We start from the raw sequence: 26676 nt of genomic DNA, 5'->3' as shown, positions 1-26676 counted from the left end.
CGACCACCGACCAGCAACTGTTTCCCCCCCCCCTCGACGGGGGGGGGGGGGCGCCCCCTTCCCCCCCCCCCCCCCCCCTCCCTCACAGAGATCACGCTTCGGGTTCAGCTACGTCGGACGTTGCATCCGACGCGATCTGCCCCCGGTATCAGCTGCAGCCGCTGGTGGAGCCGCAGCCCTCGCAGATGTAGCAGGAGCCGGCGCGCTGCATCTTCGTACCGCAGGAGAAGCAGAGCGGGGCGTCGGCGGAGACGCCGAGCTGCATCTCGACCAGTTCGGCGTTGGAGTGCGCCGTCTTGGGGGCCGGGACCTGTACGGCCGCGATCGGCTTCGGGGCCGCCGGCACCGCGGGAACGGCCGCCAGCGGGGCGGACTGCGCCAGCGACTCCGTGTCGAGCTCCTCCTCGAGCGGCTCGTACGAGCCGGTCTCCAGGTGGCGCTGACGCTCCTCGGCGGAGTGGATGCCGAGGGCCGAGCGGGTCTCGAAGGGCAGGAAGTCGAGCGCCACGCGCCGGAAGATGTAGTCGACGATCGACTGCGCCATCCGCACGTCCGGGTCGTCGGTCATACCGGCCGGCTCGAAGCGCATGTTCGTGAACTTCGCGACGTACGTCTCCAGCGGGACGCCGTACTGCAGACCGACCGAGACGGCGATCGAGAAGGCGTCCATCATGCCCGCGAGGGTCGAACCCTGCTTGGACATCTTCAGGAAGACCTCGCCCAGACCGTCGTCCGGGTAGGAGTTCGCCGTCATGTAGCCCTCGGCGCCACCGACCGTGAAGGAGGTGGTGATCCCCGGGCGGCCCTTCGGGAGGCGCTTGCGGACCGGACGGTACTCGATGACCTTCTCGACCGCCGCGCGGATGGTCTCCTCGGCCTTCTCGGTGACCTCGGCCTTCTCCTCTTCCTTCTTCTTGGCGGAGAGGGGCTGGCCGACCTTGCAGTTGTCGCGGTAGATCGCGAGCGCCTTGACGCCCAGCTTCCACGCCTCGAAGTAGATCTCCTCGATCTCCTCGACGGTCGCCGTCTCCGGCATGTTGACCGTCTTCGAGATCGCGCCGGAGATCCAGGGCTGGATCGCGGCCATCATGCGGACGTGGCCCATCGCGGAGATGGAACGCTCGCCCATGGCGCAGTCGAACACCGAGTAGTGCTCGGTCTTCAGACCCGGGGCGTCGACGACCACGCCGTGCTCGGCGATGTGGGAGACGATCGCCTCGATCTGCTCCTCCTGGTAACCCAGGCGGCGCAGGGCCTGCGGGACGGTGCCGTTGACGATCTGCATCGAGCCGCCGCCGACGAGCTTCTTGAACTTGACCAGGGCCAGGTCCGGCTCGACACCGGTGGTGTCGCAGGACATCGCGAGACCGATGGTGCCGGTCGGCGCGAGGACGGAGGCCTGGGAGTTGCGGAAGCCGTTCTTCTCGCCGAGTCGCAGGACGTCCTGCCAGGCCTCGGTGGCCGCGGCCCAGATGGTGTTGTCCAGGTCCTCGGTGCGCGGCGCGACGGCGTTGGCGTCGGCGTGCTGCTTCATGACGCGCTTGTGCGACTCGGCGTTGCGGGCGTAGCCGTCGTACGGACCGACGATCGCGGCCAGCTCGGCAGAACGCTTGTACGCCGTACCGGTCATCAGCGAGGTGATCGACGCGGCGAGGGTGCGGCCGCCGTCCGAGTCGTACGCGTGGCCCGTCGCCATCAGCAGGGCGCCGAGGTTGGCGTAGCCGATGCCAAGCTGGCGGAAGGCGCGGGTGTTCTCGCCGATCTTCTGCGTCGGGAAGTCCGCGAAGCAGATGGAGATGTCCATCGCGGTGATGACGAGCTCGACGACCTTGGCGAAGCGCTCGGCGTCGAAGGACTGGTTGCCCTTGCCGTCGTCGTTCAGGAACTTCATCAGGTTCAGCGAGGCGAGGTTGCAGGACGTGTTGTCCAGGTGCATGTACTCGCTGCAGGGGTTGGACGCGGTGATGCGGCCGGACTCGGGGCAGGTGTGCCAGTTGTTGATCACACCGTCGTACTGGATGCCCGGGTCGGCACAGGCCCACGCGGCCTCGGCGAGCTTGCGGAAGAGCGCCTTGGCGTCGACCTTCTCGATGACCTCACCGGTCATGCGGGCGCGCAGGCCGAACTCGGTGCCGTTCTCGACGGCCGTCATGAACTCGTCGTTCACGCGGACGGAGTTGTTGGCGTTCTGGTACTGGACGGACGTGATGTCGTCGCCGCCCAGGTCCATGTCGAAGCCCGCGTCGCGCAGCGCGCGGATCTTCTCCTCTTCCTTCACCTTGGTCTCGATGAAGGCCTCGACGTCCGGGTGGTCCACGTCCAGGACGACCATCTTGGCCGCGCGGCGGGTGGCGCCGCCCGACTTGATCGTTCCTGCGGACGCGTCGGCGCCGCGCATGAAGGAGACCGGGCCGGAGGCGTTGCCGCCGGAGGACAGGAGCTCCTTGGAGGAGCGGATGCGGGAGAGGTTCAGGCCGGCGCCGGAGCCGCCCTTGAAGATCATTCCCTCTTCCTTGTACCAGTCGAGGATCGACTCCATGGAGTCGTCGACGGCCAGGATGAAGCAGGCGGAGACCTGCTGCGGCTGGGGCGTGCCGACGTTGAACCACACCGGGGAGTTGAAGCTGAAGATCTGGTGCAGGAGGGCGTACGTCAGCTCGTGCTCGAAGATCTCCACGTCGGCGGGCGACGCGAAGTAGTCGAAGTCCTCGCCGGCCTTCGTGTACGTCTTCACGATGCGGTCGATGAGCTGCTTCAGACCGGTCTCGCGCTGCGGGGTGCCGACCGCGCCGCGGAAGTACTTGCTGGTGACGATGTTGACCGCGTTCACCGACCAGAAGTCGGGGAACTCGACGCCTCGCTGCTCGAAGTTGACCGAGCCGTCGCGCCAGTTGGTCATGACGACGTCACGGCGCTCCCAGCTCACCTCGTCGTACGGGTGCACGCCGGGGGTGGTGTGGATGCGCTCGATACGCAGGCCGCTCTTGGCAGCCTTGGTCCCCTTGGCGCGGGAACCACGTGCCGAGCTGCTCGCCGTCTCTGTCATGCCGCCTCCCAATGCGGGCAAAACGCCCTAAAGTGCCAGCGCTATTCCGCGGCACGGTGCTGTGTCTTGTATCTACGTCTCTTCGCCAGACCCACCGGCCGCTCCGCGCTGCGAAAAGCAGCGCGGTACGGGCCGTCCGGTCAGTCGGCGGCGGAGGCGGGCACGGGGACCGAACCGGTCCCAGCGGGCTCGCACTCTTCGGGGTGAGACCGTGGCACGCGGAGTTCCGCGATGGCGGTCTCGAAGTCTTCGAGTGTGTCGAACGCCTTGTAAACGGACGCGAACCGGAGGTACGCGACCAGGTCGAGCTCCTGCAACGGGCCGAGTATGGCCAGACCCACGTCGTGCGTGGTCAGCTCGGCGCTCCCGGTGGCGCGCACCGCCTCCTCGACCCGCTGGCCGAGCTTGGCGAGGGCGTCCTCGGTGACCGGCCGCCCCTGGCACGCCTTGCGAACGCCGGAGATGACCTTGGTACGGCTGAAGGGTTCGGTCACCCCGCTGCGCTTGATCACCATCAGCGAGGCCGTCTCCACCGTCGTGAAGCGACGGGAGCAGTCGGGGCACTGGCGGCGCCGGCGGATCGACGTGCCGTCGTCCGTCGTCCGACTGTCGACTACGCGGCTGTCGGGGTGCCTGCAGAAGGGGCAGTGCATGGTTCCCTCACCCTCCCTCTTGGCACGACTGAATCACCCCACGAGGCCCCTGAACGGCTGAGACAGGCTCTGCCGGGGGCTCGTGAAGCAGCCACAAGCATATGCGATGTCGAGGGCCACGGCAGACCGTGGACCACAACTTCTGGGTGGCAGCGCTCATCCAACCACTAGATCTTGGGTTGCGGTGGATTTACGTCGCTCCGCGTGTCGCGGTGTCCGATGACCGGATACGCGGCCTCGCGGTGCCACACTGAGCCCCGGCCCGGAGGGTGGCGACCCGACCCGGAAGGGTACCGTAAGCAGTGGATGCCGGGCCGAACCCGCGTTCGGTCGACTGTTCGTCTATACACCTCGCGATGTACCCACGACGGACGATCTGCGATTTTTCACTCGAACGTGTGTTTGGCGCAACCTTTCGAAAGCAACTACCGTTGTCCAGCTAGGGAGAACATTTCGAGAGGGGCCGACGTGACCACCACCGCAGACAGTGCCACCATCACTGCCCAGAACCGCTCCCAGAGCCGACTCGAGCCGGTGCATGCCATGAATGACGCAAGCCTGAACCCGGAGGCGGAGCCCGCGCGGCCCGCACGCTCGCTGCCAGGACGACCTCCAGGCATCCGTGCCGACAGCTCCGGACTCACGGACCGGCAGCGCAGGGTCATCGAGGTCATCCGCGACTCGGTGCAGCGACGCGGCTACCCGCCGTCGATGCGGGAGATCGGCCAGGCGGTCGGCCTGTCCAGCACCTCGTCGGTCGCCCACCAGCTCATGGCCCTGGAGCGCAAGGGCTTCCTGCGGCGCGACCCGCACCGCCCCCGGGCGTACGAGGTGCGCGGCTCCGACCAGCCCAGCTCGCAGCCCACGGACACCACCGGCAAGCCCGCCGCCTCGTATGTTCCCCTGGTCGGCCGGATCGCGGCCGGAGGTCCGATCCTCGCCGAGGAGTCGGTGGAGGACGTGTTCCCCCTCCCCCGCCAGCTCGTCGGCGACGGCGAGCTCTTCGTCCTCAAGGTCGTCGGCGACTCGATGATCGAAGCCGCGATCTGTGACGGCGACTGGGTCACGGTCCGCCGCCAGCCCGTCGCCGAGAACGGCGACATCGTCGCCGCCATGCTCGACGGCGAGGCCACGGTCAAGCGCTTCAAGCGCGAGGACGGCCATGTCTGGCTGCTCCCGCACAACGCCGCCTACCAGCCGATCCCCGGCGACGAGGCCACCATCCTCGGCAAGGTCGTCGCGGTACTGCGCCGGGTCTGACCGGCCGCCCCTAGCCAGCCCTGGGACCCACTGCGCCGGTCCCAGGGCTGTTCTGTTTCGATGGATGCCGCTCGCGGCCCCCGAGACCTACTGCCCGTCGGCCTTCGCCTTGCTGTCGATCGCGGCCAGCGAGCGGCGGGCCTGGTTGCGGTCCGTGGTGTACCAGAAGTCCGGCAGCGTGGCCCGCAGGAAGCTCCCGTACCGGGCCGTGGCCAGGCGGGGGTCGAGGACCGCGACCACGCCCCGGTCGCCCGTGGCCCGTACGAGACGGCCGGCGCCCTGAGCCATCAGCAGAGCCGCATGCGTGGCGGCCACGGCCATGAAGCCATTGCCCCCGTGCTCCTCGACCGATTTCTGCCGGGCGCTCATCAGCGGATCGTCGGGGCGCGGGAACGGGATCCGGTCCATGACCACGAGCTGGCAGCTGGGGCCGGGGACGTCCACACCCTGCCACAGGGACAGGGTGCCGAACAGGCAGGTCTTCGGGTCGGCGGCGAATGCCTTGATCAGCTCGCCCAGCGTCTCCTCGCCCTGCAGCAGGATGGGGTTGTCGAGCCTTCCGCGCAGCTCCTCGGCGGCCGCCTTCGCCCCCCGCATGGAGGAGAAGAGCCCGAGGGTACGGCCGCCGGCCGCCTCGATCAGTTCGGCGAGCTCGTCCATCATGTCGCCGCGGGTGCCCTCGCGGCCGGGGGTGGCCAGGTGCTTCGCGACGTAGAGGATGCCCTGCTTGGGGTAGTCGAACGGGGAACCGACGTCCAGACCCCGCCAGACCGGTACGTCGTCGCCCTCGACCCCTTCCGGGGACAGGCCGAGCGAGGCCGCGACCCCGTTGAAGTCGCCGCCGAGCTTGAGGGTCGCCGAGGTCAGGACCACCGAGCGGTCCTCGAACAGCTTCTCGCGCAGCAGCCCCGATACCGACAGCGGGGCGACCCGGAGGGTGGCGCCGAAGCGGTCGTGGCGCTCGTACCAGACGACGTCGTACTCGGAGCCGTTCACGATCCGCTCGGCCACCCCGTGCACGCTCTCCACCGCGGCCAGGGCCTGCTTGCGGACGGCGTCCTCGTCGTGGACGGACTTGTCGCGCGTCGCGCCGATCGCGGAGATCACATTGCGCGCGGCGTCCCGCAGGGACATCAGCGCGTAGCCGAGGTCCTCGGGGAGTTCCTCCAGCCGACCGGGGAGGGCCAGCTCCATCACGCGCTCGAAGGACTCGGAGGCGGTCTGCAGGGAGTCCGCCGTCTTCTCGTCGACCAGCTTGGCCGCCCGCTTCACGGCGCGGTTGACCTGCCCCGGGGTGAGCTCGCCGGTGGCCACGCCGGTGACCCGGGAGACCAGTTCGTGGGCCTCGTCGACGATCAGCACCTCATGCTGCGGCAGCACCGGGGCGCCCTCGATGGCGTCGATGGCCAGGAGCGCGTGGTTGGTGACGACCACGTCCGCGAGCTTGGCCCGCTCGCGGGCGGCCTCCGCGAAGCACTCGGCTCCGTACGCGCACTTCGTCGCGCCGAGGCACTCCCGCGAGGAGACCGAGATCTGGCCCCACGCCTTGTCGGAGACGCCGGGGGTCAGGTCGTCCCGATCGCCGGTCTCCGTCTCGTCCGCCCAGTCCCGCAGGCGCAGCAGGTCCTGGCCGAGCTTGCTGGTGGGCGCGGCCGCCTCGAACTGGTCGAAGAGGCCCTCCTCCTCGTCCTGCGGGGCACCCTCGTGCAGGCGGTGCAGGCACAGGTAGTTGGAGCGGCCCTTGAGCATGGCGAACTGCGGGCGGCGGCGGAGCTGCGGGTGCAGCGCCTCCACCGTCCGCGGCAGGTCACGCTCGACGAGCTGCCGCTGGAGGGCCAGGGTCGCGGTGGCCACGACCACGCGCTCGCCGTGCGCGAGGGCCGGCACCAGGTAGCCGAGGGACTTGCCGGTGCCGGTGCCGGCCTGGATCAGCCGGTGGGAGTTGTCGTCGATCGCTTCGGCGACGGCTTCGGCCATGGCCACCTGGCCGGGGCGCTCCGTGCCGCCGACGGCGGAGACGGCGGCGTGCAGCAGGTCGGGGAGGGAGGGCTTCGTCATAGCACTGCCAACCCTACGGGGCGCCACCGACAGCGACCGCACCGATGAGGCCTCACGGCCGGTACAGGGGGTTGGGCACGGTGCCGTACTGCACGGCGTGCGGGCGGTCGGGGCGGTCCCGGTAGCCGTCCTCGTAGAGCCGGTTCCGGTTCAGACAGAGCCGGCCGATGCGCTCGCCGAGCAGGTCGAAGAGCTCGTAGCGGTCCTTGAGCTCGGGGAACCGGGCCTGGTGGCGGACGATCTCCGCCCGTACGAGGGACCAGAACTCGTCCTCCGCGACACCGAGGCGGTCCTCACAGAGGGCGGACAGGTAGCGGAAGACGCCGACGAAGAGACCTGAGTGGATGAACTGGGGCAGGAAGTCGGCGGGCTCGGACAGGAGCACGGCCCGGACCTCCGCGGGCATCCCGGCCAGCTCGGGCAGCGGCTCGTCGCTGATGTTGACGTCGTCCACGAAGTCCTTGACCGCGAGCCTGACCGGGACGTCGTGTTCGTCGAAGATCACGATCGCGTTCTCGCCGTGCGGGGAGAAGACGGTGCCGTAGCGGTAGAGGAAGTGGAGCAGCGGCGGCAGCAGGGCCGTGAAGAGCCGCTGGAGCCAGACGGTGGGGGTGAGGCCGGAGCGGGCGACGAGTTCGGCGGTGAAGGACCGCCCGCGGGGGTCGGTGTGGAGGAGGGAGGCGAGCGTGCGGGCGCGTTCGCCGGGGGCGAGGTGGCCGGTCAGGGGCTCGCGCCAGATCGCTCCGAGGAGCTCCTTGTACTGGTACGGGACCTCGGGGAGCTGGCCGTAGACGGGGTGGCGGACGGTGACGGAGGCGACCTCGCCGAGCAGGATCACCCCGCATTCGTCGCGGAGGAAGGGGTCTGAGTCCCGGATGGAGTGGATCCATGCGGTGACGGCCGGCGCGGCGAGCGCCAGGTCGGAGGGCAGCCCGCGCCAGACCATGGTGTTGAAGACGGAGAGCGGCAGCTTGACGCTGTGCCGCTCGGGGTGGGTGAGGTTCAGGAAGGTGCGGATCGACTGCTGCGGGAGGCGTACGTCGGGGTCCGCGGGGAGCGGGACCAGTGCGCCGGAGGCGAGGGCCGGGGCGAAGAGGGGGAGTACGACCTCGTCCCACTGCCAGGGGTGGAGGGGGAAGTAGAGGTAGCCGCACGGGTCGAGGCCGCGCTCGCGCAGGGCCTGGTCGAAGGCGGCGCGGGTGGCGGGGTCGAGTTCGGCCGAGTAGAGGCGTGCGGGGTCCTCTAGGCCGGCCGTGCCGCGGTAGGTCGCGAGGGTGGTGTGGGCGGCGAGCCAGGGCAGGCGCTGCCGGGTGCGGGCCTCCGGCGCCCAGGCGGCGGTGTCGGAGGCGGACAGTCCGATGCGGCCCTTGTTGAGGACGAGCCAGGGGTGGCCCGTCTGGTGGCCTTCGAGGGCGGCGTAGTCGAGGTCGGCGAGGACGTCCGCCGTGAGGGCGGTGTGCTCGATGCGGGCGTCCGCGGCGAGGGTCGCGCTGAGCTCGCGGACCAGGTGGCCGAGGGTCGCACCGTCGATGCCGAGGAGGCGGCGGGTCCGGACGAGGAAGGCGTACGGGTCCCCGAAGGCGATCGGGGGGTCCGGGGAGGGGTGCGGCGGTGTGAGGGTGATGGTGTCGGGTGTGACGTGCCAGCTGCCGTACGAGCGGCGGCGGGCCCGGAAGCCGAGGCTGCTGCCGTCGTCGAGGGTCAGGGTCCAGGCGTCACCGGCGGCGGCCGGGGCCGGGACGGGGCTGATGATCTCCTCGTACGCGAACTCGCCGAGCAGTTTGCCGAGCAGTCGGGCGGAGGCGGATTCCCAGGTCGCGCGGTTGATCTCCGGTGGTGTGCAGGGGTGCGAGGGATCCGAGAAGTGCGAGGGATCCGAGGGGTGCGAGGGGTGCTGGGACGGCGGCGGCACGGGGGGTTCGGCGGAGCCGGGGCCCGTGGCGTCGGGGACGGCGGGGAAATTCGGCACGGCACTCCTCGGAGATCGGGAACTTTGCTGCGCGACGCAGAGTTTTCGAGGTGAGAGGCGTGAAGCGGTGAGGAAGTGAACTGGAGGATGCGGGATGCGGGGCGGCACTCAGAGGAGATTGCGCAGCGCCCGCTCGCGGATCATCAGAGCGGCTCGCTTCTCGGGCAGGTCGATTTCCGCGGAGCAGCGGAAGCCGGAGTTCAGGAAGGCTGATACGGAGGGGGTGTTGCGAATGTCCGGTTCGGCGATGACGCGTGTGCAGCGAGGACGGTTGTCGAACACCAGATGGGTGACGGCGCGCAGCAGTGCGGTGCCCAGACCCCTGCCGCGGTTCGTGCCGTCTCCGATGAGCAGGTGGATACCCGTGTCGTGGGGGCGCGCCGGGTAGTGGCGGGCGATCGGGTCGAGGTCGGCCCGGTAGATCTCCCAGTAGCTCATCGGAGCGCCGTCAAGGATGCCGAGGCAGGGGATGCTGCGGCCGTCCTCGTCCAGTTGCGCCCGCAGGTGGGCGGCGGTCGCGGCGGCGGGGCCGGCGAGTTCCCAATAGGCGGCCACCTCCGGGTCGTTCATCCAGCCGGTGAGGAGCTCCAGGTCCCGGTCGAGCCGTGCGGGCTCCAGGCGGAAGGCGCCGGCTTGCGTGGTGACGGCGCCCCAGCCCGCCGGGGAGTCGAGGAGGTCCGCCTCCGCGAGCAGCGGCAGCAACTCTGCGTTGAGCCGCAGTTCGCCGTTGGCGTCCGCGACGCCGGCTGCCCGGCCGGCGGCATCGGTGTGGGAGTCGGTGGAGGGCATCGGGGCTCATCTCCGCGTCCGTGCGGACGCGTCAATCGTGAAGGGGATTGGTGATGGTGACGTAGACGGACTGGGTGTCGACGGGACCGACGAGTTCGTCGAGGCCTCCCAGGCGGGTGAGCAGATTCGCCTTGCAGCGCAGGGTGGGTGAGTCGAGCAACTGCGCGGGGAGCGGGCCGAGGCCCGCGGCCTTGCCGAGGAAGCGGCGGAAGGCGGCGAGCAGGACGCGTTCGTCGGCGAGCCGCTGGGATCCGAAGGCGCCGATGAGGCCGAGCACGTTGTTGATGCCGAGGTAGTAGGCGAAGCGTTCGTTGGTGACGGCGTCGGGGACGAAGGTGTCGCTGACGCTGCCGATGCCCGGGAGCCGGCGCTCCAGTTCCGTGCGGTGGGAGTCGCGGAAGTAGTAGCCCTGGTTGTCGCGGTAGCGGCCGCCGACCGGCCAGCCGGCCGGGTCGAGGAGGACCAGCGTGTTCTGCTGGTGCGCTTCGAGGGCGATGCCGGCGAGCGCGTCGAAGGCGAGGACCGGCAGGACGACGTGGTCGAGGTAGCGCAGGAACCACTCGGCGGAGACCGCTGCGGTCGTACGTCCGGTGGCGGCGGCCAGCCGCGTAACGGTCTCGGCCAGCCGGGAGCGCATGGTGGTCCGGCCGGGCCATGGGCGGGGTGCGGTGAGTGCGGCGATGCACAGGGCGTCGTCGCCCGAGCGGAAGGGGTTGTGGCGCAGCAGGACGTCGAGTCCGGGGACGGGGCGGCCGTCCGGGGCGTCGACGGCGAGCCAGGCGGGGTCGCGGACGATGTCGAAGCCGGGGTAGGACGCCTGCCACTGCTCGGCGAGGCCGGTGCGGAGCAGCCGGTGCACCTCGACGCCTCGGTGGAGCTCCTTGCGGAGGTTCTCGCGGCGGGAGTTGGTGATGCGCAGGCCCAAGGACAGCTTGAGCATCGCGGGGGCGCCGGGTCGGTGGGCGGTGCGGATGGAGGAGGTCGGGTACCAGGGCTCGCCGTACGGGCCCAGATCGTGCAGGAGTCCCGCGTCGCGGAGGGCGGCGACGGCGGGGCGCTCAAGAAGGTCGCGGGCCTGCCAGGGGTGCAGGGGAAGGGGGGTGGTGCCGGTGGGCAGCGGGAGGCCGGGGGCGAGCCGCCCGAGCAGTTGGGCGGCGGGAATCGGGCGGCCGCGCTCGGTCCAGGCCGAGTCGGTGGCGAGGACGGAGGGCGCGACGGCCATCCAGTGCAGGGGGAAGGAGCCGTGGAGTTCGGGTGAGTAGCGGCGCACCTCGGCCGCGGAGAGTTCCTCGCGGCTCTTCGGGGTCGGGTGCAGCGGGTGGCCGAGGAGGAGGGACTGTTCGGCGCTGAGGAAGCGGTCCAGGGCGATGGGGAGGGGGGCGGTCGGGCGCCGGCGTCGGTCGGCGATGAACTCGGCGGTGCGGTGGGCCGAGTCGGCGACCCGGCCGACGAGGTCGCAGGCGCCGGTGGCGGTGGCGGCCGCGGTGCCTGCGCCGGTGCCCTCGCGGGAGATCAGCGCGGCGAGGGTGACGGCGTCGACGGCCGGAGCGTCCCAGGGGGTGCCTTCGAGGCGTACCTGGGCGAAGCGGTGCCAGCCCGCGGGAGACCAGTAGCGGACGGCGACGAGCAGGGCTGCGCCGGACGCGGGAAGCGGGATGCGGAGCACGGGCCCGGCGGGCTGTCCGAGTCCGGTCTCGCGGACCCAGCACCGCAGCAGGTTCTCCACGGCCGCGGCCTCGGCGGCGGCTGCGGGGTCGGGGTGGTCCAGCGGGTCGGGCAGTCCGGCGCCCTCCGCCGCGACGGTCCGGGGTCTGGCGGTGCCGTCCTTCTGCCGCGGCACGGTGGCCGCCTCGGGCTGCGGCGCGCTGCCCGCCGGGGTGGCGTGGCCGGGCGGACCGGTCGGGGTCGGCGGCACCCCGGCGGCCGGCCACGCCGGGGCACCAGCCGGGTCGCCGCCCGAGTCGGGCCGCACCGGGCTGCCCGCCTGCGGGTCCGGGCGGACGGGGCCGGAACCCGTCGGATCCGTCGGGTACGCCGCACCGACCAGCGGCGCGGCAGGGCTGACCGGCGCGACGAAGTCGAGCGCGGGCGACGAGGCGTGCCCCGGCTCGGAGGAAGGAGCGGACGCGGCCAGCGACGGCAGGGCGGCCTCCGGGGCAACGGCGGCGGGCGGCTGAGAGCCCGAGCCCGGTACGGGACCGGGGTCCGCGGCGACGCCAGGCCGCAGGGCCCCCGCGGAGGCGGCGTCCGGCGCCACACCGGCCCCCGGGGCAGCGACCGACGGCCAAGCGGCGCCCGCAGAGGCGGCAACGGGCAGCGGGGAAGCGACGGAGCCCGGCGCGGAGGCGGCAGAGCCCGGGGCGAGGGGAGGCGGGGAAGCGAGGGGGGCCGTCGCGGGGGAAGACGGCGGCGAGGTCGGCCCGGGGGAAGACAGCAGCGGGGAGAGGACGGAGCCCGGCGCGGGGGAAAGCGGCGGTGGGGAGGCGGCTGGGCCCGTTGCGAGGGGCGGCGGGGAAGCGGCTGGAGCCGGGGCGGGGGGTGGCGAGGTCGGCGCGAGGGAAGACAGCAGCGGGGAGGCGACGGAGGGCGGCGCAGGGGAAGCCGGCGGGGAGGTGGCCGGGGCGGGGGACGACGGCGGCGGGGAGGCGAGGGGCGGCGGGGTGGGGCCCGGGGCCGGGGCCGGGGTGAGGGGGTGGGGGTCGGGCATTGGGGGTCCTTAGCGGCGGGTGGCGGCGGGGATGGCGTCGGCCAGGCGGTCCAGGACGGCCGCGGCCTGTTCGTCGGTCAGGGTCAGCGGGGGAAGCAGGCGGATGACGCTGGCGTGGCGGCCGCCGAGCTCGACGATCAGGCCGCGGTCCAGGCACTCCTGGCGGACGGCCGCCGCGAGGGCAGGGTCGGCGCAGCCCGTCTCGGGGTCGACCAGTTCGACGCCGATCATCAGGCCGCGGCCGCGGACGTCGCCGATGCAGGGGTGGTCGGGGCCCAGGCCGCGCAGGGAGGCGAGCATGCGGGCGCCCAGTTCGGCCGCGCGCTGCGCGAGCCGGTTCTCCCGGACGTAGGCCAGCGTGGCGGTGCCCGCCGCCATGGCCAGCTGGTTGCCGCGGAAGGTGCCGGCGTGGGCTCCGGGGGCCCACAGGTCCAGCCCGGCGCGGTACACGATCACCGCGAGCGGCAGGCTGCCGCCGATGGCCTTGGACAGGACCATCACGTCGGGCACCACCCCGGCGTGGTCGACGCCCCAGAAGGCGCCGGTGCGGCCCACTCCCGTCTGGACCTCGTCGGCGATCAGCGGGATGCCCCGGGCCGCGGTGATCTCCCGCATCCGGCGCAGCCAGGTGTCCGGCGCCGGGTTCACACCGCCCTCGCCCTGCACGGACTCGACGATCATCGCGGCCGGCGCCGCCACCCCGCCCTTGGGGTCGTCGAGCAGGCTCTCCGTCCACCGCGCGGCGAGCCGGGCGCCCTCCGCGCCGCCGACCCCGAACGGGCAGCGGTAGTCCTGCGGGTAGGGCAGCCGGGTCACCCGTACGTCCGAGGCTCCGCCCGAGGCCTCCAGCGCCCCCGCGGTCATACCGTGGTACGCCCCGGTGAAGGTGAGCAGCCCCGAGCGGCCGGTGGCGGTGCGTACCAGCTTGAGCGCGGCCTCGACGGCGTCCGTCCCGGCCGGACCGCAGAACTGGATCCGGGCGTCCGCCGCCAGCCCCGGGGGCAGGTTGGCGAACAGCTCGGTGGTGAAGGCGTCCTTGACGGGGGTCGCGAGGTCCAGGACGTGCAGCGGAGCTCCGGAGTCGAGCACTCCCCTGATCGCTTCCAGCACCACCGGGTGGTTGTGCCCCAGGGCGAGGGTGCCGGCGCCGGAGAGGCAGTCGAGGTAGCGCCGCCCGTCCGCGCCCTCGATGGTCAACCCCCGGGCGCGTACCGGCACGATGGGCAGGGAGCGAGCGTACGTCCGGGCGGCGGACTCCCGTTGGGCCTGCCTGCGCAGGATCGCTTCGCCTCCCGCTGCGGATCCGCGGCCCGCTTGCGGCGGGACGTGCGCCGCGGCCGCGGCCTGCTCGGTCAAAGCCACGAGTGTCGGTCCTCCCGCACGGATTGCTCCTTCGGAGTGCGCTTCGAACATGAACGCTGCTCCCCCGTCCCCCGTACGTACCAACGACGGTGGCGGCGGCGGATCACGGGTGGGCCCAAGATCCTTGCCCCGGCGGGACTTCGGCCCGGCGTCGGCTTGGGGCTCCCGCCCCTGGAACCGGCGCCCCGGGCTGCGCCGTCCACCACCACAGCGGCATAGTGGGGGGCTGCAACGGCGCCACGTACCACCACTTCACACGCGTCATTTCCAGAACCATCAGGGGGATTCACGACATGCGACCGATCCGACCGGTCATCGCGACCCTGTGCGCGGCCGCCCTCTCGCTGACCGCCGCGGCCTGCGGACCCGGCGACGGTGAGGCCGACGCCAAGCCGACCGTGGCGGCGAGCCTTCCCGGCGGGGTGGACGGGATCAAGATCCCGGACCAGCTCAGGGACAAGCTCAAGCAGCACGGCATCGACCTGGAGAAGTGGAAGGGGGGTGCGTGGAAGGACTGGAAGAAGGAGGACTGGCTCCGCGAGGCGGGCGACTACATCAACCCGATCATCGAGGGCCTCTGGGACCCGGACCGGATGCGTGACGCCGAGACTCCGCAGCCTCCGGCCGTCGACCCGGACGCCGGCAAGGACCAGGGGGTCACGGACCCGACCCCGGCGCCGGTGGCGGCCAAGCCCGCGAACGCGCCGTACCACCAGAGCGTTCCGGCGTCCGGCAAGGTCTTCTTCGACGGCCCCGAGGGTTCGATGGTCTGCTCGGCGACCGTCGTCAAGGACCCGGCCCACCCCGGCAAGTCCAACATGGTCTGGACGGCGGGCCACTGCGTGCACGCGGGCAAGGCCGGCGGCTGGTACCGCAACATCGCCTTCGTCCCGTCGTACAACAACGCGGGCAAGCCGGCGGCGCAGCTCAAGGGCGCGCCCCGCGCGGAGGTGGCCCCGTACGGCGTGTGGTGGAGCGACTGGGCGCAGACTTCGGACCAGTGGATCTCGACCGGCGGTCCGACCGGCGGCGCGGGCGCGCCGTACGACTTCGCGGTGCTGCACGTGACGCCCGAGGGGGGCGGCGGCAAGTCGCTGGAGGAGACGGTCGGTACGGCACTGCCGGTGGAGTTCAACGCCCCGGCGGTGGCGAAGGTGTCGAGCATGACGGCCACCGGATACCCGGCGGCGGCGCCGTTCGACGGCCAGAAGGCGTACCAGTGCACGGGCAAGCCGGGGCGGCTGGCGCTGAACCAGGCGGACCCGGTGCTGTACCGCATCGGCTGCACGATGACGGGTGGTTCGTCCGGCGGCGGCTGGGTCGCGGCGGGTGCGGACGGCAAGCCCGCGCTGGTCTCGAACACCTCGATCGGCCCGGCCAAGGCGGGCTGGCTGGCCGGGCCCCGGCTGGGGCCCGAGGCCAAGGGGATCTTCGACGCGGTGAGCGGCAAGTTCAAGTAGCAGTCGGGTTCCAGGAACCGTGACCGCATGAGTGAGGGCCCCCTGCACCGCAGGGGGCCCTCACTCACATGTCGCGCGTTACTGCTTGGCGGGTACGTACGGAGCCAGGTCCGCCGCGAGTTCCTGGTGGACCCGCGCCTTGAGCAGGGTGCCCTCCGGGGTGTGCTCCTCGGAGATGACCTCGCCCTCGGCGTGTGCCCGTGCGATCAGGGAGCCGCGCGTGTACGGCACCAGGGCCTCCACCTCGACCTCGGGCCGGGGCAGTTCGGTGTCGATGAGCGCGAGGAGTTCCTCGATGCCCATGCCCGTGCGCGCCGAGACGGCGATGGAGTGCCGTTCGATGCGCAGCAGGCGCTGCAGTACCAGCGGGTCGGCCGCGTCCGCCTTGTTGATCACCACGATCTCGGGCACGTTGACCGCGCCGACCTCGCGGATGACCTCGCGAACGGCGGCCAGCTGCTCCTCCGGCGCCGGGTGCGAGCCGTCCACGATGTGCAGGATGAGGTCGGAGTCGCCGACCTCCTCCATCGTGGAGCGGAACGCCTCGACGAGGTGGTGGGGCAGGTGCCGGACGAAGCCGACCGTGTCGGCCAGGGTGTAGATCCGGCCGGAGGGCGTCTCGGCCCGGCGCACGGTCGGGTCGAGGGTGGCGAACAGGGCGTTCTCCACCAGGACGCCCGCGCCCGTGAGGCGGTTGAGCAGCGAGGACTTGCCCGCGTTGGTGTAGCCGGCGATGGCGACCGAGGGCACCTTGTTGCGGCGCCGTTCCTGCCGCTTGATGTCGCGGCCGGTCTTCATCTCCGCGATCTCCCGGCGCATCTTCGCCATCTTCTCGCGGATCCGTCGCCGGTCGGTCTCGATCTTGGTCTCACCGGGGCCGCGGGTGGCCATGCCGCCACCGCCGCCGCCACCCATCTGCCGGGACAGCGAGGCACCCCAGCCGCGCAGCCGCGGCAGCATGTACTGCATCTGCGCGAGCGCGACCTGTGCCTTGCCCTCTCGGGACTTGGCGTGCTGGGCGAAGATGTCGAGGATGAGGGCGGTCCGGTCGACCACCTTCACCTTGACGACGTCTTCGAGGGCGATGAGCTGGCCGGGGCTGAGCTCGCCGTCGCAGACGACGGTGTCGGCGCCGCTCTCCATGACGATGTCGCGCAGCTCGCGCGCCTTGCCGGAACCGATGAAGGTGGCCGGGTCGGGCTTGTCGCGGCGCTGGATGACACCGTCGAGCACGAGGGCGCCGGCGGTCTCGGCGAGGGCGGCGAGCTCCGCGAGGGAGTTCTCGGCGTCGTTCACCGTGCCGGAGGTCCAGACGCCGACGAGCACCACGCGCTCCAGGCGGAGCTGGCGGTACTCGACCTCGGTGACGTCTTCGAGCTCGGTGGAGAGTCCGGCCACGCGGCGCAGGGCCGCGCGCTCGGAGCGTTCGAACTGCTCGCCGTCCCGGTCTCCGTCGATCGCGTGGCTCCAGGCGACGTCCTCTTCCATCAGGGCGTCGGCCCGAAGGCTCTCGGTGAAGCTCTGCGAGTCCGGCACGTCCTGTGCGTCCCGCGCGTCCTGGGAAGGGGAAGAAGAGGAGGTCATTGGATCCTTACGTCGATTCGATTCGTTCCGTTGTGTCCGCGTCGGCATCGGCCGGGGCGGAGCCAAGGCCAAAGCTACTGCCACGCGTGACATAACACTGTCACGTCCAACGTGTGACACCGCCGGACGATTCCCGGAAACAGCAACCCGGAGCCCGGAAGTCCGGACCCGAACCCGGAACCCGGTCCGTGTCCCGCCGCCGGCAGCGCGGCCTCGTCGATGGTTGCATGCCCGTTCCCGGCCCGTCACACCCTTTTCTCGGCCCCCGAGCCCTTCTTCGCCGCGCCGGCCGACGCGCCCGCCGCCGCGCCGCCCCACTCCGGGTGGCCCGGCATCGCCGGGGTCGTCTTCCCGTACAGCCACGGCTGAAGGAAGGCCGTCAGGTCCCTGCCCGCCTCCTGCGAAGCCAGGCGTACGAAGTCCTCCGTGCCCGCCACCGCGTCCTGGTGCTCGCTCACCCAGCGCCGCTCCACCCGGTCGAAGGCCGCAGCACCGATCTCCTGGCGCAGGGCGTACAGGATCAGCGCGGCCCCGTCGTAGACCACCGGCCGGAACAGCCCGATCTTCTGCCCGGGCGCCGCCGCCTTCGGCGCCGCCGGGGGCCCGCCGGCCGCCCGCCACTGGTCGGAGCGCTGGTACGCCTCGCGCATGCGCCGCTCCAGGGAGTACTTTCCGAGGCCGTCGGCGTACAGGGCCTCGTACCAGGTGGCGTGCCCCTCGTTGAGCCAGAGGTCCGACCAGGTGCGCGGGGAGACGCTGTCGCCGAACCACTGGTGGGCGAGCTCGTGCACCATCACGGACTCGACGTACCACTCCGGGTAGCCCTGGCCGGAGAACAGGCCGCTCTCGAACAGCGACAGCGTCTGCGTCTCCAGCTCGAAACCCGTCTTGGCGCGCGCGATCAGCACCCCGTAGTTCTCGAAGGGGTAGCGGCCGACGCGCTGCTCCATCCACTCGATGTGCCCGGCGGTCTTCTTCAGCCAGGGGTCCAGCTTCTCCCGGTCCGCGGTCGGGACCACGTCGCGCAGCGGCAGCCCGTGCGGTCCGGTGCCGTGCACCACGGTCGAGGCGCCGATCGAGACCTGTGCGAGCTCGGTGGCCATCGGGTGCAGCGTCCGGTACGTCCATGTCGTGGCGGCTCCCGCCCGGGGTGCGGGAAGCGCGCCCGGCACGCCGTTGGCGACGGCCGTCAGCCCCGCGGGAGCGGTGATCCGGAAGGTGAAGAGCGCCTTGTCGGCGGGGTGGTCGTTGCACGGGAAGACCCGGTGCGCGGCGTCGGCCTGGTTGGCCATGGCGAGGCCGTCGTCGGTGGGCACCCAGCCGCCGTCGCCCGCGGCGCGCGGGTCGCTGGTGTGCCGGACGGTGATGTGCAGAGGCGAGTCGCCGGTCAGCGGCCGGGCGGGCGTCAGGACGAGGTCCTCCCCGGCGCTCTCGAAGCGGGCGGGCTCCCCGTTCACCTCGACCGACGCCACCGTTCCGCGGGCGAAGTCCAGGTTGACGCGGTCCAGCGGCTGCCGGGTGCGGGCGTCGATGACCGTGACGGCGTCGAGCGGGGTGCGGTTGTCCTTGTAGGTGAAGGACAGGTCGTACGAGAGCACGTCGTACCCGGGGTTCCCCAGCTCGGGGAACAGCCGGTCGCCGATGCCCAGCGCCGTCGGCGGGGGCAGCGCGGCGGCGACGAGGGAGAGGGAGGCCGCGGCCAGCAGGGCGGCGCGCAGGCGCGGGGAGGTGAGCTGCATCCCCCACCGCTTACCAGCGCCCGCCGTGCCGCGGCGAACGGCGCGCGACGGGTCCACCCGAACGGGGACACCGCGCGCGGTCGGCTACGCCCGGCTGACGTCGTACACGCCGGGTACGTCGCGCATGGCGCGCATCAGCGCCGGCAGCCCGGTGGCGTCGGGCAGTTGCAGGGTGTAGGTGTGCCGGACGCGCTGCTCGACGGGCGGTTCCACGGTCGCGGAGACGACCTCGACCCCCTCGCGGGCGATGGCCTCGGTCAGGTCGGCCAGGAGATGGGGGCGGCCGAACGATTCGGCGAGCAGCGTGACCCGGCAGTCCGCGGTCGCCCGCCAGTGCACGGCGACGGAGGTACGGCCCACCGCGCGCATCTGGGCCACCGTCGCGCAGTGGATCCGGTGCACGGTGACGGCGCCGCCCCGTACGACGAACCCCGCGACCGCGTCCGGCGGCACCGGGGTGCAGCACCCGGCCAGCCGCACGGTGGCGTCCGGGAGGTCGGCGACGGCGTTGCCCCCGCCGCCGCGGGCCCCGATCACGGACAGCGGCGCCCGGGGCACCGCCGCGGCGGGCCCGGCGCCGTCGGGATGGGACTCCAGCCAGGAGCCGATGGCGATACGGGCGGCGGGGGTCCGGGCGTGCTCCAGCCAGTCGGCAGCGGGACCGGAGGAGGCGTCGTGCGCGAGGAGGAGCTGGACGGTGTCCCCGTCGGAGAGCGGGGAGGACAGGGAGGTGAGGCGCCCGTTGACCCGGGCGCCGATACAGCCGTGGGCCGCCTCGCCGTGCTGCGCGTAGGCGGCGTCGATACAGCTGGCACCGGCCGGCAGGCCCAGCGTCCCGCCGTCGGCGCGGAAGACGGTGATCTCCCGGTCCTGCGCCAGTTCCGAACGCAGCACGTTCCAGAAGGTGTCGGGGTCGGGCGCCGACTGCTGCCAGTCGAGCAGCCTCGAAAGCCAGCCGGGCCGCGTGGGGTCCACGCGCTCCTCGTCGCATTCGGCGGGCACACCCGGCTCACCCAGCGCCACGGCGCCGACAGCAGTGCCCGCGGCGGTCGCGGCACCCGGAGCGGTGGCGTACGGATTGCCCAGCGCCACCACCCCGGCCTCCGCGACGCGGTGCATCTGCCGGGTGCGCACGATCACCTCGGCGACGTACCCCTCGGGCGTGGCGACGGCGGTGTGCAGGGACTGGTAGAGGTTGAACTTCGGGGCGGCGATGAAGTCCTTGAACTCCGAGACGACCGGGGTGAAGCAGGTGTGCAGCTCCCCCAGCACCCCGTAGCAGTCGGCGTTCTCGCCGACGAGGACGAGGATGCGCCCGAAGTCGGAACCGCGCAGTTCGCCGCGCTTGAGGGCGATCCGGTGTACGGAGACGAAGTGCCGGGGCCGTACCTGTACCTCGGCGACGATGCCGGAGTCCCGCAGGACGGCGCGTACGGAGTCGGCGATGGCGGGCAGCGGGTCGCGCTCGCCCGCGTGGGCGGCGATGAGGGCGCGGGTGTGCTCGTACTCCTCGGGGTGCAGGATCGCGAAGACGAGGTCTTCCAGCTCGGTCTTGAGGGCCTGGACGCCGAGCCGTTCGGCGAGCGGGATGAGGACGTCGCGGGTGACCACGGCGATGCGGGCCTGCTTCTCGGGGCGCATCACGCCCAGGGTGCGCATGTTGTGCAGCCGGTCGGCGAGCTTGATGGACATCACGCGGACGTCGTTGCCGGTGGCGACGAGCATCTTGCGGAAGGTCTCGGGTTCGGCGGCGGCGCCGTAGTCGATCTTCTCGACCTTGGTGACGCCGTCCACGATGAAGCAGACCTCCTCGCCGAACTCCTCGCGGACCTGATCGAGGGTCACGTCGGTGTCCTCGACGGTGTCGTGGAGGAGAGAGGCCGTCAGGGTGGTGGTCTCGGCCCCGAGTTCGGCCAGGATGAGGGTGACGGCGAGCGGATGTGTGATGTACGGCTCACCGCTTTTGCGCATCTGACCGCGGTGCGAGGTCTCCGCGAGCAGGTACGCGCGCCGCAGGACGGACAGATCGGCGTCCGGATGGTGGGCGCGGTGTGCCTCGGCGACATGGCCGATGGCGTCCGGAAGCCGGTCGCGGGACGCGGGTCCGAGCAGTGCGGCGCGCCCGATCCGGCGCAGATCGAGCCTGGTCCGGCCACGTCTGCGGAGTTCAGGGCGCGCTTCGGGGCGTGCTTCGGGGTTCGTGGCCTCTGCACTCATGGGCACCTCCGGCGGCTTCGACCGGCGGTGGTGGGCATGGGGTGAGCCCTCAGGGCCGGTGCCTGATGCTACCGACCCCACCACGTGGCGCAGTCCACCTCTCGCTCAGCGTGAAACGGATCACCCATTAGAGGGAAGCTTCAGGCGAAAGCCGTTTCGGTGAGCCAGGCCGGATCGAACTCGCCCGTGGCGACGATGACTGCCGGTCCGGTCATGTCGATCTGCCCGTCGGGGTGTTCGGTGATGGCGAGGGTGCCGCCGGGGACGTCGACGGTGTAGGTGACCGGTTCGCCGCCGAGCGCCGGGTCGGCGCCGTCGCGCCGGATGGCGGCCACGGCGACGGCGCAGGCGCCGGTGCCGCAGGAGCGGGTCTCGCCCGAGCCGCGCTCGTGGACGCGCATGGCGACGTGCCGGGGGCCGCGGTCGACGACGAACTCGACATTGACACCCGTCGGGTAGGCGGATGCCGGGCTGTACGGGGGCGGGGTGTACAGGTTGCCGGCATCGTCCAGGCTGTCAACGAAGGCGACCGCGTGCGGGTTCCCCATGTTGACGTTGCGGGCGGGCCAGGAGCGCTCGCCGACGGAGACGGTGACCTCGCCCTCCGGGAACGCGGCGCGCCCCATGGACACCGTGACGTTGCCCGCCTTGTCGAGGTGGACGCGCTTGACGCCGCCGCGGGTGGCGACGGCCAGGTCGCCGGGCTCGACGTGCCCGGCGTACTGGAGGTAGCGGGCGAAGACGCGGACGCCGTTGCCGCACATCTCGGCGACGGAGCCGTCGCTGTTGCGGTAGTCCATGAACCACTCGGCCTCGTCGGCCATGTGCGCCGCGTCGGCGTGCGCGGCGGTCCTCACCACGTGCAGCACTCCGTCCGCGCCGATCCCAGCCCGCCGGTCGCACAGCTTCGCGACGGCGGACGCGGGCAGCTCGATGGCGTTGTCCGGGTCCGGGACGATCACGAAGTCGTTCTCGGTGCCGTGGCCCTTGAGGAAGAAGATGCTGGTCTGCGTCACGAGGCCATCGTAACGAGGGTGCGCCGGACCCGACCGGCCCGACTGACCAGTGAGACGCCCCGGGGCGACCCCGCGCCCCGCCGGCCTACCGGAGGCGGGCCACCCGGTACACGGCGAGCGCTACGACGGCCAGCGCGACCAGCGCGTACAGCGCCGCCACCCGCCAGTCGGGGCGCAGCCCGGCCCCGCGGGCCGGGAGTCCGGGCAGGGCGTAGCCGACGCGGCGCGCGGCCATCATGCCCCAGCCGCCGGCGCAGCAGCAGATGAGGAAGCCGAGCATGGCGACCACCGCGCCGCCGTCACCGAACTCGAAGGCGAGCGGGAAGGCGAACATGAGGGAGCCGGAGGCGGCGAGCACCACGATGGGGGCGATCTGCCACAGCCGCAGCCGGCGCTGCGGGCGCAGTTCCACCTCGAACTCGGGACCCGAGGCGGCCTGCGCCTCTGCGGGGTCCGGTACGTCGGGGCCGTCGGGGCTCAGCCGCGTCGGCTCTGCGGGCAGTCCCAGCCCGTCGGCGGCGCCGTGGGCGTCGCGCAGCGCGGGACCGTCGTCCGGGCCGGACGCGGGCCCGCCCAGAACCATCGGGTCCGCTTCCCGCCGGGTCTCGTCCCGCCCGGTGTCTCGAGGGCCGGCCTCCATCGCCACGCGCCCTCCCCACTCGGACTTCGTACGCCGCCGTTCACCGCCGGTGACCGCACCGGCTGGAGTTTGATGATGGCACGCCGCCGGGCCCCGGACGGGCGCCCGGGGCGTCCCGATGCCATCACGTGATCAGGCTGTGACCGCTCGTTCGACCAACGACTGCGCGAGTCCGGCGAGTTCCGGCCGGTCTGCGAGGGCGCCGCTCAGCCAGTGCACGCGCGGGTCGCGGCGGAACCAGGAGTCCTGCCTGCGGGCGAACCGTTTCGTTGCGCGGACCGTCTCGGCGCGGGCCTCGTCCTCGGTGCACTCCCCGGCCAGCGCGGCCAGCACCTGCTGGTAGCCGAGCGCCCTGGAGGCGGTGATTCCGTCGCGCAGTCCCCGGGCCTCCAGCGCGCGGACCTCGTCCACCAGCCCGGCCTCCCACATCCGGTCCACCCGCGTCGCGATCCGCTCGTCGAGTTCCGGCCGGGCCACGTCGACGCCGATCTGCACGGTGTCGTAGACCGACTCGTGTCCGGGGAGGTTGGCGGTGAAGGGGCGCCCGGTGATCTCGATGACCTCCAGGGCGCGCACGATGCGGCGGCCGTTGCTGGGCAGGATCGCCTGGGCCGCGGCCGGGTCGGCGGCGGCGAGGCGGGCGTGCAGGGCGCCGGGGCCGCGGAGGGTCAGCTCGTCCTCCAGCCGGGCCCGTACCTCGGGGTCGGTGCCGGGGAACTCCATCGCGTCGAGCGCGCCGCGCACGTAGAGGCCGGATCCGCCGACGAGGACGGGGGTGCGGCCCTGCGCGAGCAGCTTGTCGATCTCGATGCGGGCGAGGCGCTGGTACTCGGCGACGTTGGCGGTGTCGGTGACGTCCCAGATGTCGAGGAGGTGGTGCGGGACGCCGCCGCGTTCCTCCGTCGTCAGTTTGGCGGTGCCGATGTCCATCCCGCGATACAGCTGCATCGAGTCGGCGTTGACGACTTCGCCGTCGAAATGGCGGGCCAGGGCTACGCCCAGGTCGGACTTTCCGGCGGCGGTGGGACCGACGACGGCGATGACCCGCGGGGCGGGGGCTGCTTTCCTCACCGCCCCAGTCTCGCAGCCCCCGGTCAAGACCCCGGCATGTACCCGATCGAGCTACGTGACGGGTTGTGGACGGGGTCGTTGCCCTTGCGAGGTTCCGGCTGGTGTGCGCTCGGCGCACGGCCGGCGCGTACGTGGCGGACGCCGGTCCGGCCAACGCGGAACTTCACTCACACGAGTAACGTTACGGGAGTAGACATGGGCATTTTTGACCGGTTTTTTCGCAACAAGGATGAGGTCGCGCAGGAGCAGGAAGCGACCGAGCCCCTGACGGCGGAGTCCGAGGCGGCCGAGGAGGCCGAGGCCGGGTCGGCTGTGGCCGAGGCACCCGCGGCGGAAGCCGTGGAGATCCCGAAGCAGCAGTCGGCGCAGGCCGCCGCGGACAGCGAGGCCGGTGAGAGCGCCCGTACGTAGCCACCGCCAATGGAAGGTGACCCATGGGCCTGCTGGACAATCTGAAGGCCAAGCTCGCGCCGGCGAAGGACAAGGTCGGAGACCTCGCGCAGCAGCACGAGGGCAGGATCGGCCAGGGTCTGGACAAGATGGCGAAGGCCGTGGACTCCAAGACCAAGGGCAAGTACCACGGCCAGATTTCGAGCGGTACGGACAAGGCGAAGGACGCCCTGGGCAAGATCGCCCACAAGGACACCCCCGGCGGGCCGACTCCGCCGGCCGCCTCCTGAGGCGATCCCGGAGAACAGACCGGAGAACAGACCGGAGAACAGAAGGGGGCGCGGGACCACACGGTCCCGCGCCCCCTTTCCCGTACGCGCGGGGACGGCAGGTACGGACGTTCAGGACCAGGCGGCCACGAAGTACCCGACCCCGTACGGGGCGTCCTCGTACAGCAGCCGCCCGTCCAGCCCGACGCCCTCCGCGGCACCCGCGAGGACCTGCCAGGGGGCCCGTCCGGCGGCCATGAGCTCGTGCGCCAGCCCGGCGTCCAGGGCGCTGAGGGCGGCCACGTCGGCGGCGCCGAGGGCCCGGCCCGCCGCCGCGTCGAAGGCGGCGGCGCGCTCGTCGAGGTAGCCGGGGGCCTTCAGGGTGCGGCAGGCGCTGCCGTCGCCCATGACGAGCAGGGCGACGCGGGCGTCGCGGCCGGCGAGCTCCCGGCCGGCGTCCAGGCAGCCGGCGGTCTCCAGCTGCTCGGGGACCCCGAGCCCCTCCACGGGCGCGGCGCCCCAGCCGGCGCGGCCGAGCAGCCAGGCGCCCACGGCCAGCGAGGTGGGCAGCAGGCGCGGCCCCTCCTCGCCCCGACCGAGTTGTACGTCGGCCCCGACCCCGAACCCGCGGAAGCTGCCGCGCGCTCCCTGGGGGTAGGGCCCGCAGTGCTCCAGGTCGGCGGATCCGACGACCACGAGCAGATCCGGCCGCGAGGCGGTCAGCACGGCGAGCGCGTCGGAGCATGCGGTGCGGGCATCACCGAGTTCGGCGGCGGCCCCCGCGGCGACCTCGGGCACGAGCATCGGCGGGGCGGGACAGACGGCGGCGGCTACGAGCATGATCCGCAGCCTAGCCGCCGCGGTCCCCGGAGGGGTCAGTCGATCGCGCAGCCCGAGGTGGCGACGGGCAGCGGCGCGGGCACGCCCAGGGTGGGGATGCCGAGCATGACGCCCGCCGGCTGGGCCGGGGCGGCGTTGCGCTTCTCCCAGGCGTCGCCCGCACGGGTGCGGCGCACCTCCCGGGTCGGGCCCTCCGCCAGCAGGTGGTGCGGGGCGGCGTAGGTGATCTCCACGGTCACCACGTCACCCGGACGGACCTCCGCGTCCGGCTTCGTGAAGTGCACCAGGCGGTTGTCGGGCGCGCGGCCGGAGAGGCGGTGGGTGGCGCCGTCCTTGCGGCCCTCGCCCTCCGCGACCATGACCTCCAGGGTGCGGCCGACCTGCTTCTTGTTCTCCTCCCAGGAGATCTCCTCCTGCAGGGCGACCAGGCGCATGTAGCGGTCCTGGACGACCTCCTTGGGGATCTGCCCCTCCATGTCCGCGGCGGGCGTGCCGGGGCGCTTGGAGTACTGGAAGGTGAAGGCGTTCGCGAAGCGGGCCTCGCGCACGGTGTGCATCGTCTGCTGGAAGTCCTCCTCGGTCTCGCCGGGGAAGCCCACGATGATGTCGGTGGAGATCGCCGCGTGCGGGATGGAGGCGCGGACCTTCTCGATGATGCCGAGGAAGCGCTCCTGGCGGTACGAGCGGCGCATCGCCTTGAGGATGGTGTCCGAGCCGGACTGGAGCGGCATGTGCAGCTGCGGCATCACGTTCGGGGTCTCGGCCATCGCCGCGATCACGTCGTCCGTGAAGTCGCGCGGGTGCGGGGAGGTGAAGCGGACCCGCTCCAGGCCCTCGATGGCTCCGCAGGCGCGCAGCAGCTTGCTGAACGCCTCGCGGTCGCCGAGGTCCGAGCCGTACGCGTTCACGTTCTGGCCGAGCAGGGTGATCTCCGAGACGCCCTCGGCGACCAGGGCCTCCACCTCGGCGAGGATGTCGCCGGGGCGGCGGTCCTCCTCCTTGCCGCGCAGGGCCGGGACGATGCAGAAGGTGCAGGTGTTGTTGCAGCCGACGGAGATCGAGACCCAGGCCGCGTAGGCGGACTCGCGGCGGGTCGGCAGCGTGGAGGGGAAGGCCTCCAGCGACTCGGCGATCTCGACCTGCGCCTCTTCCTGGATGCGGGCGCGCTCCAGCAGGACGGGCAGCTTGCCGATGTTGTGCGTGCCGAAGACGACGTCGACCCAGGGGGCCCGCTTGACGATGGTCTCGCGGTCCTTCTGGGCCAGGCAGCCGCCGACGGCGATCTGCATGCCCGGGCGCTTCGTCTTCATCGGGGCGAGCCGGCCGAGGTTGCCGTACAGCTTGTTGTCGGCGTTCTCCCGCACGGCGCAGGTGTTGAACACGACGACATCGGCGTCGCCGTCCGCGCCCTCGGGGGCCCGGACGTACCCCGCACCCTCCAGCAGACCGGACAGTCGCTCGGAGTCGTGCACGTTCATCTGGCACCCGTAGGTGCGCACCTCGTACGTCTTCAAAACAGCAGCCTCGCCCTCGACACTCACCCGACAAGGGTAAGGCTTGGCCCCGGGCCCCGGTCGCGGCCGCCGTCGGGCGGCCCGTGACAGGA

At 72.1% G+C, this 26676-nt stretch carries 19 protein-coding genes; 4 read left to right on the top strand and 15 right to left on the bottom strand.

Annotated elements, in window-relative coordinates:
- Nucleotides 1-148 precede the first annotated feature (148 nt).
- Nucleotides 149-3046: a vitamin B12-dependent ribonucleotide reductase gene (locus ACZ7GJ_RS24055; protein WP_470754559.1), complete on the bottom strand. Its 2898-nt coding sequence runs from the start codon at nt 3044-3046 to the stop codon at nt 149-151.
- A 140-nt stretch (nt 3047-3186) separates the two neighbouring features.
- Nucleotides 3187-3699, bottom strand: a complete 513-nt coding sequence (nrdR, locus tag ACZ7GJ_RS24050; protein WP_365919703.1) for a transcriptional regulator NrdR — start codon at nt 3697-3699, stop codon at nt 3187-3189.
- Nucleotides 3700-4167: 468 nt separating this feature from the next.
- On the opposite strand from nrdR, the gene lexA reads away from it, so the two are divergent.
- Nucleotides 4168-4959 (top strand): transcriptional repressor LexA, encoded by a 792-nt coding sequence (lexA, locus tag ACZ7GJ_RS24045; RefSeq protein ID WP_356874260.1) that lies wholly within the window; start codon nt 4168-4170, stop codon nt 4957-4959.
- A gap of 87 nt (nt 4960-5046) precedes the next feature.
- Here lexA and ACZ7GJ_RS24040 read toward each other — a convergent pair whose 3' ends face one another.
- The 5 genes from ACZ7GJ_RS24040 to ACZ7GJ_RS24020 all read right to left on the bottom strand — a co-directional run bounded on the left by ACZ7GJ_RS24040 (nt 5047) and on the right by ACZ7GJ_RS24020 (nt 13844).
- On the bottom strand, nt 5047-7017 hold the full coding sequence (locus ACZ7GJ_RS24040) for an ATP-dependent DNA helicase (RefSeq protein WP_470754557.1): 1971 nt from the start codon (nt 7015-7017) through the stop codon (nt 5047-5049).
- A gap of 52 nt (nt 7018-7069) precedes the next feature.
- On the bottom strand, nt 7070-8986 hold the full coding sequence (locus ACZ7GJ_RS24035) for an IucA/IucC family protein (RefSeq protein ID WP_470754556.1): 1917 nt from the start codon (nt 8984-8986) through the stop codon (nt 7070-7072).
- 108 nt (nt 8987-9094) lie between these two features.
- Nucleotides 9095-9775, bottom strand: coding sequence for a GNAT family N-acetyltransferase (locus tag ACZ7GJ_RS24030; RefSeq protein ID WP_470754554.1), 681 nt, complete (start codon nt 9773-9775; stop codon nt 9095-9097).
- A gap of 31 nt (nt 9776-9806) precedes the next feature.
- The gene (locus ACZ7GJ_RS24025) at nt 9807-11690 is read right to left on the bottom strand and encodes an IucA/IucC family protein (protein ID WP_470754677.1); all 1884 of its coding nucleotides are present in this window, start codon (nt 11688-11690) and stop codon (nt 9807-9809) included.
- 801 nt (nt 11691-12491) lie between these two features.
- Nucleotides 12492-13844: a diaminobutyrate--2-oxoglutarate transaminase family protein gene (locus ACZ7GJ_RS24020; RefSeq protein ID WP_470754553.1), complete on the bottom strand. Its 1353-nt coding sequence runs from the start codon at nt 13842-13844 to the stop codon at nt 12492-12494.
- Nucleotides 13845-14137: 293 nt separating this feature from the next.
- Here ACZ7GJ_RS24020 and ACZ7GJ_RS24015 point away from each other — a divergent pair, with 293 nt between their 5' ends.
- Entirely contained in the window at nt 14138-15304 is a 1167-nt protein-coding gene (locus tag ACZ7GJ_RS24015; RefSeq protein WP_470754551.1) for a trypsin-like serine peptidase, read from the top strand.
- A 78-nt stretch (nt 15305-15382) separates the two neighbouring features.
- Here the strand turns inward: ACZ7GJ_RS24015 and hflX are convergent, their stop codons facing one another.
- From hflX to miaA, 6 genes are all read right to left on the bottom strand, one after another.
- Entirely contained in the window at nt 15383-16888 is a 1506-nt protein-coding gene (gene hflX / locus ACZ7GJ_RS24010; RefSeq protein WP_470754549.1) for a GTPase HflX, read from the bottom strand.
- A gap of 245 nt (nt 16889-17133) precedes the next feature.
- Nucleotides 17134-18627 (bottom strand): M1 family metallopeptidase, encoded by a 1494-nt coding sequence (locus ACZ7GJ_RS24005; protein ID WP_470754547.1) that lies wholly within the window; start codon nt 18625-18627, stop codon nt 17134-17136.
- 84 nt (nt 18628-18711) lie between these two features.
- Nucleotides 18712-20844 carry a RelA/SpoT family protein gene (locus ACZ7GJ_RS24000; RefSeq protein WP_470754545.1) on the bottom strand — a complete coding sequence of 711 codons (2133 nt, stop codon included), beginning with the start codon at nt 20842-20844 and terminating at the stop codon, nt 18712-18714.
- 140 nt (nt 20845-20984) lie between these two features.
- Nucleotides 20985-21860: a diaminopimelate epimerase gene (dapF, locus tag ACZ7GJ_RS23995; RefSeq protein WP_470754544.1), complete on the bottom strand. Its 876-nt coding sequence runs from the start codon at nt 21858-21860 to the stop codon at nt 20985-20987.
- Nucleotides 21861-21945: 85 nt separating this feature from the next.
- Entirely contained in the window at nt 21946-22500 is a 555-nt protein-coding gene (locus tag ACZ7GJ_RS23990; RefSeq protein ID WP_470754675.1) for a hypothetical protein, read from the bottom strand.
- Between the two features lie 132 nt (nt 22501-22632).
- Nucleotides 22633-23571, bottom strand: a complete 939-nt coding sequence (miaA, locus tag ACZ7GJ_RS23985; RefSeq protein ID WP_470754542.1) for a tRNA (adenosine(37)-N6)-dimethylallyltransferase MiaA — start codon at nt 23569-23571, stop codon at nt 22633-22635.
- A 195-nt stretch (nt 23572-23766) separates the two neighbouring features.
- Between miaA and ACZ7GJ_RS23980 the strand changes: the two genes are divergently transcribed.
- Together ACZ7GJ_RS23980 and ACZ7GJ_RS23975 are read left to right on the top strand one after the other, a co-directional pair.
- Nucleotides 23767-23982, top strand: a complete 216-nt coding sequence (locus tag ACZ7GJ_RS23980) for a gliding motility protein (protein ID WP_470754540.1) — start codon at nt 23767-23769, stop codon at nt 23980-23982.
- Between the two features lie 23 nt (nt 23983-24005).
- Entirely contained in the window at nt 24006-24251 is a 246-nt protein-coding gene (locus tag ACZ7GJ_RS23975) for an antitoxin (protein WP_365919724.1), read from the top strand.
- Nucleotides 24252-24362: 111 nt separating this feature from the next.
- Here the strand turns inward: ACZ7GJ_RS23975 and ACZ7GJ_RS23970 are convergent, their stop codons facing one another.
- Together ACZ7GJ_RS23970 and miaB are read right to left on the bottom strand one after the other, a co-directional pair.
- Nucleotides 24363-25070, bottom strand: coding sequence for a class III extradiol dioxygenase subunit B-like domain-containing protein (locus ACZ7GJ_RS23970; protein ID WP_470754537.1), 708 nt, complete (start codon nt 25068-25070; stop codon nt 24363-24365).
- A 35-nt stretch (nt 25071-25105) separates the two neighbouring features.
- The gene (gene miaB / locus ACZ7GJ_RS23965; RefSeq protein WP_470754534.1) at nt 25106-26611 is read right to left on the bottom strand and encodes a tRNA (N6-isopentenyl adenosine(37)-C2)-methylthiotransferase MiaB; all 1506 of its coding nucleotides are present in this window, start codon (nt 26609-26611) and stop codon (nt 25106-25108) included.
- Nucleotides 26612-26676 lie beyond the last annotated feature (65 nt).

It is taken from the genome of Streptomyces sp. NPDC037242, from assembly GCF_055604165.1.
The sequence above is the reverse complement of the archived record's forward strand: the minus strand, read 5'-3'. Positions and strand labels throughout refer to the sequence as shown.

What these genes read in the sequence shown, in the direction of transcription:
- ACZ7GJ_RS24055 (WP_470754559.1), bottom strand. Translation starts at nt 3,046, where the DNA reads ATGACAGAGACGGCGAGCAGCTCGGCACGTGGTTCCCGCGCCAAGGGG.
- nrdR (WP_365919703.1), bottom strand. Translation starts at nt 3,699, where the DNA reads ATGCACTGCCCCTTCTGCAGGCACCCCGACAGCCGCGTAGTCGACAGT.
- ACZ7GJ_RS24040 (WP_470754557.1), bottom strand. Translation starts at nt 7,017, where the DNA reads ATGACGAAGCCCTCCCTCCCCGACCTGCTGCACGCCGCCGTCTCCGCC.
- ACZ7GJ_RS24030 (WP_470754554.1), bottom strand. Translation starts at nt 9,775, where the DNA reads ATGCCCTCCACCGACTCCCACACCGATGCCGCCGGCCGGGCAGCCGGC.
- ACZ7GJ_RS24015 (WP_470754551.1), top strand. Translation starts at nt 14,138, where the DNA reads ATGCGACCGATCCGACCGGTCATCGCGACCCTGTGCGCGGCCGCCCTC.
- hflX (WP_470754549.1), bottom strand. Translation starts at nt 16,888, where the DNA reads ATGACCTCCTCTTCTTCCCCTTCCCAGGACGCGCGGGACGCACAGGAC.
- ACZ7GJ_RS24005 (WP_470754547.1), bottom strand. Translation starts at nt 18,627, where the DNA reads ATGCAGCTCACCTCCCCGCGCCTGCGCGCCGCCCTGCTGGCCGCGGCC.
- ACZ7GJ_RS24000 (WP_470754545.1), bottom strand. Translation starts at nt 20,844, where the DNA reads ATGAGTGCAGAGGCCACGAACCCCGAAGCACGCCCCGAAGCGCGCCCT.
- ACZ7GJ_RS23990 (WP_470754675.1), bottom strand. Translation starts at nt 22,500, where the DNA reads ATGGAGGCCGGCCCTCGAGACACCGGGCGGGACGAGACCCGGCGGGAA.
- ACZ7GJ_RS23980 (WP_470754540.1), top strand. Translation starts at nt 23,767, where the DNA reads ATGGGCATTTTTGACCGGTTTTTTCGCAACAAGGATGAGGTCGCGCAG.
- ACZ7GJ_RS23975 (WP_365919724.1), top strand. Translation starts at nt 24,006, where the DNA reads ATGGGCCTGCTGGACAATCTGAAGGCCAAGCTCGCGCCGGCGAAGGAC.
- ACZ7GJ_RS23970 (WP_470754537.1), bottom strand. Translation starts at nt 25,070, where the DNA reads ATGCTCGTAGCCGCCGCCGTCTGTCCCGCCCCGCCGATGCTCGTGCCC.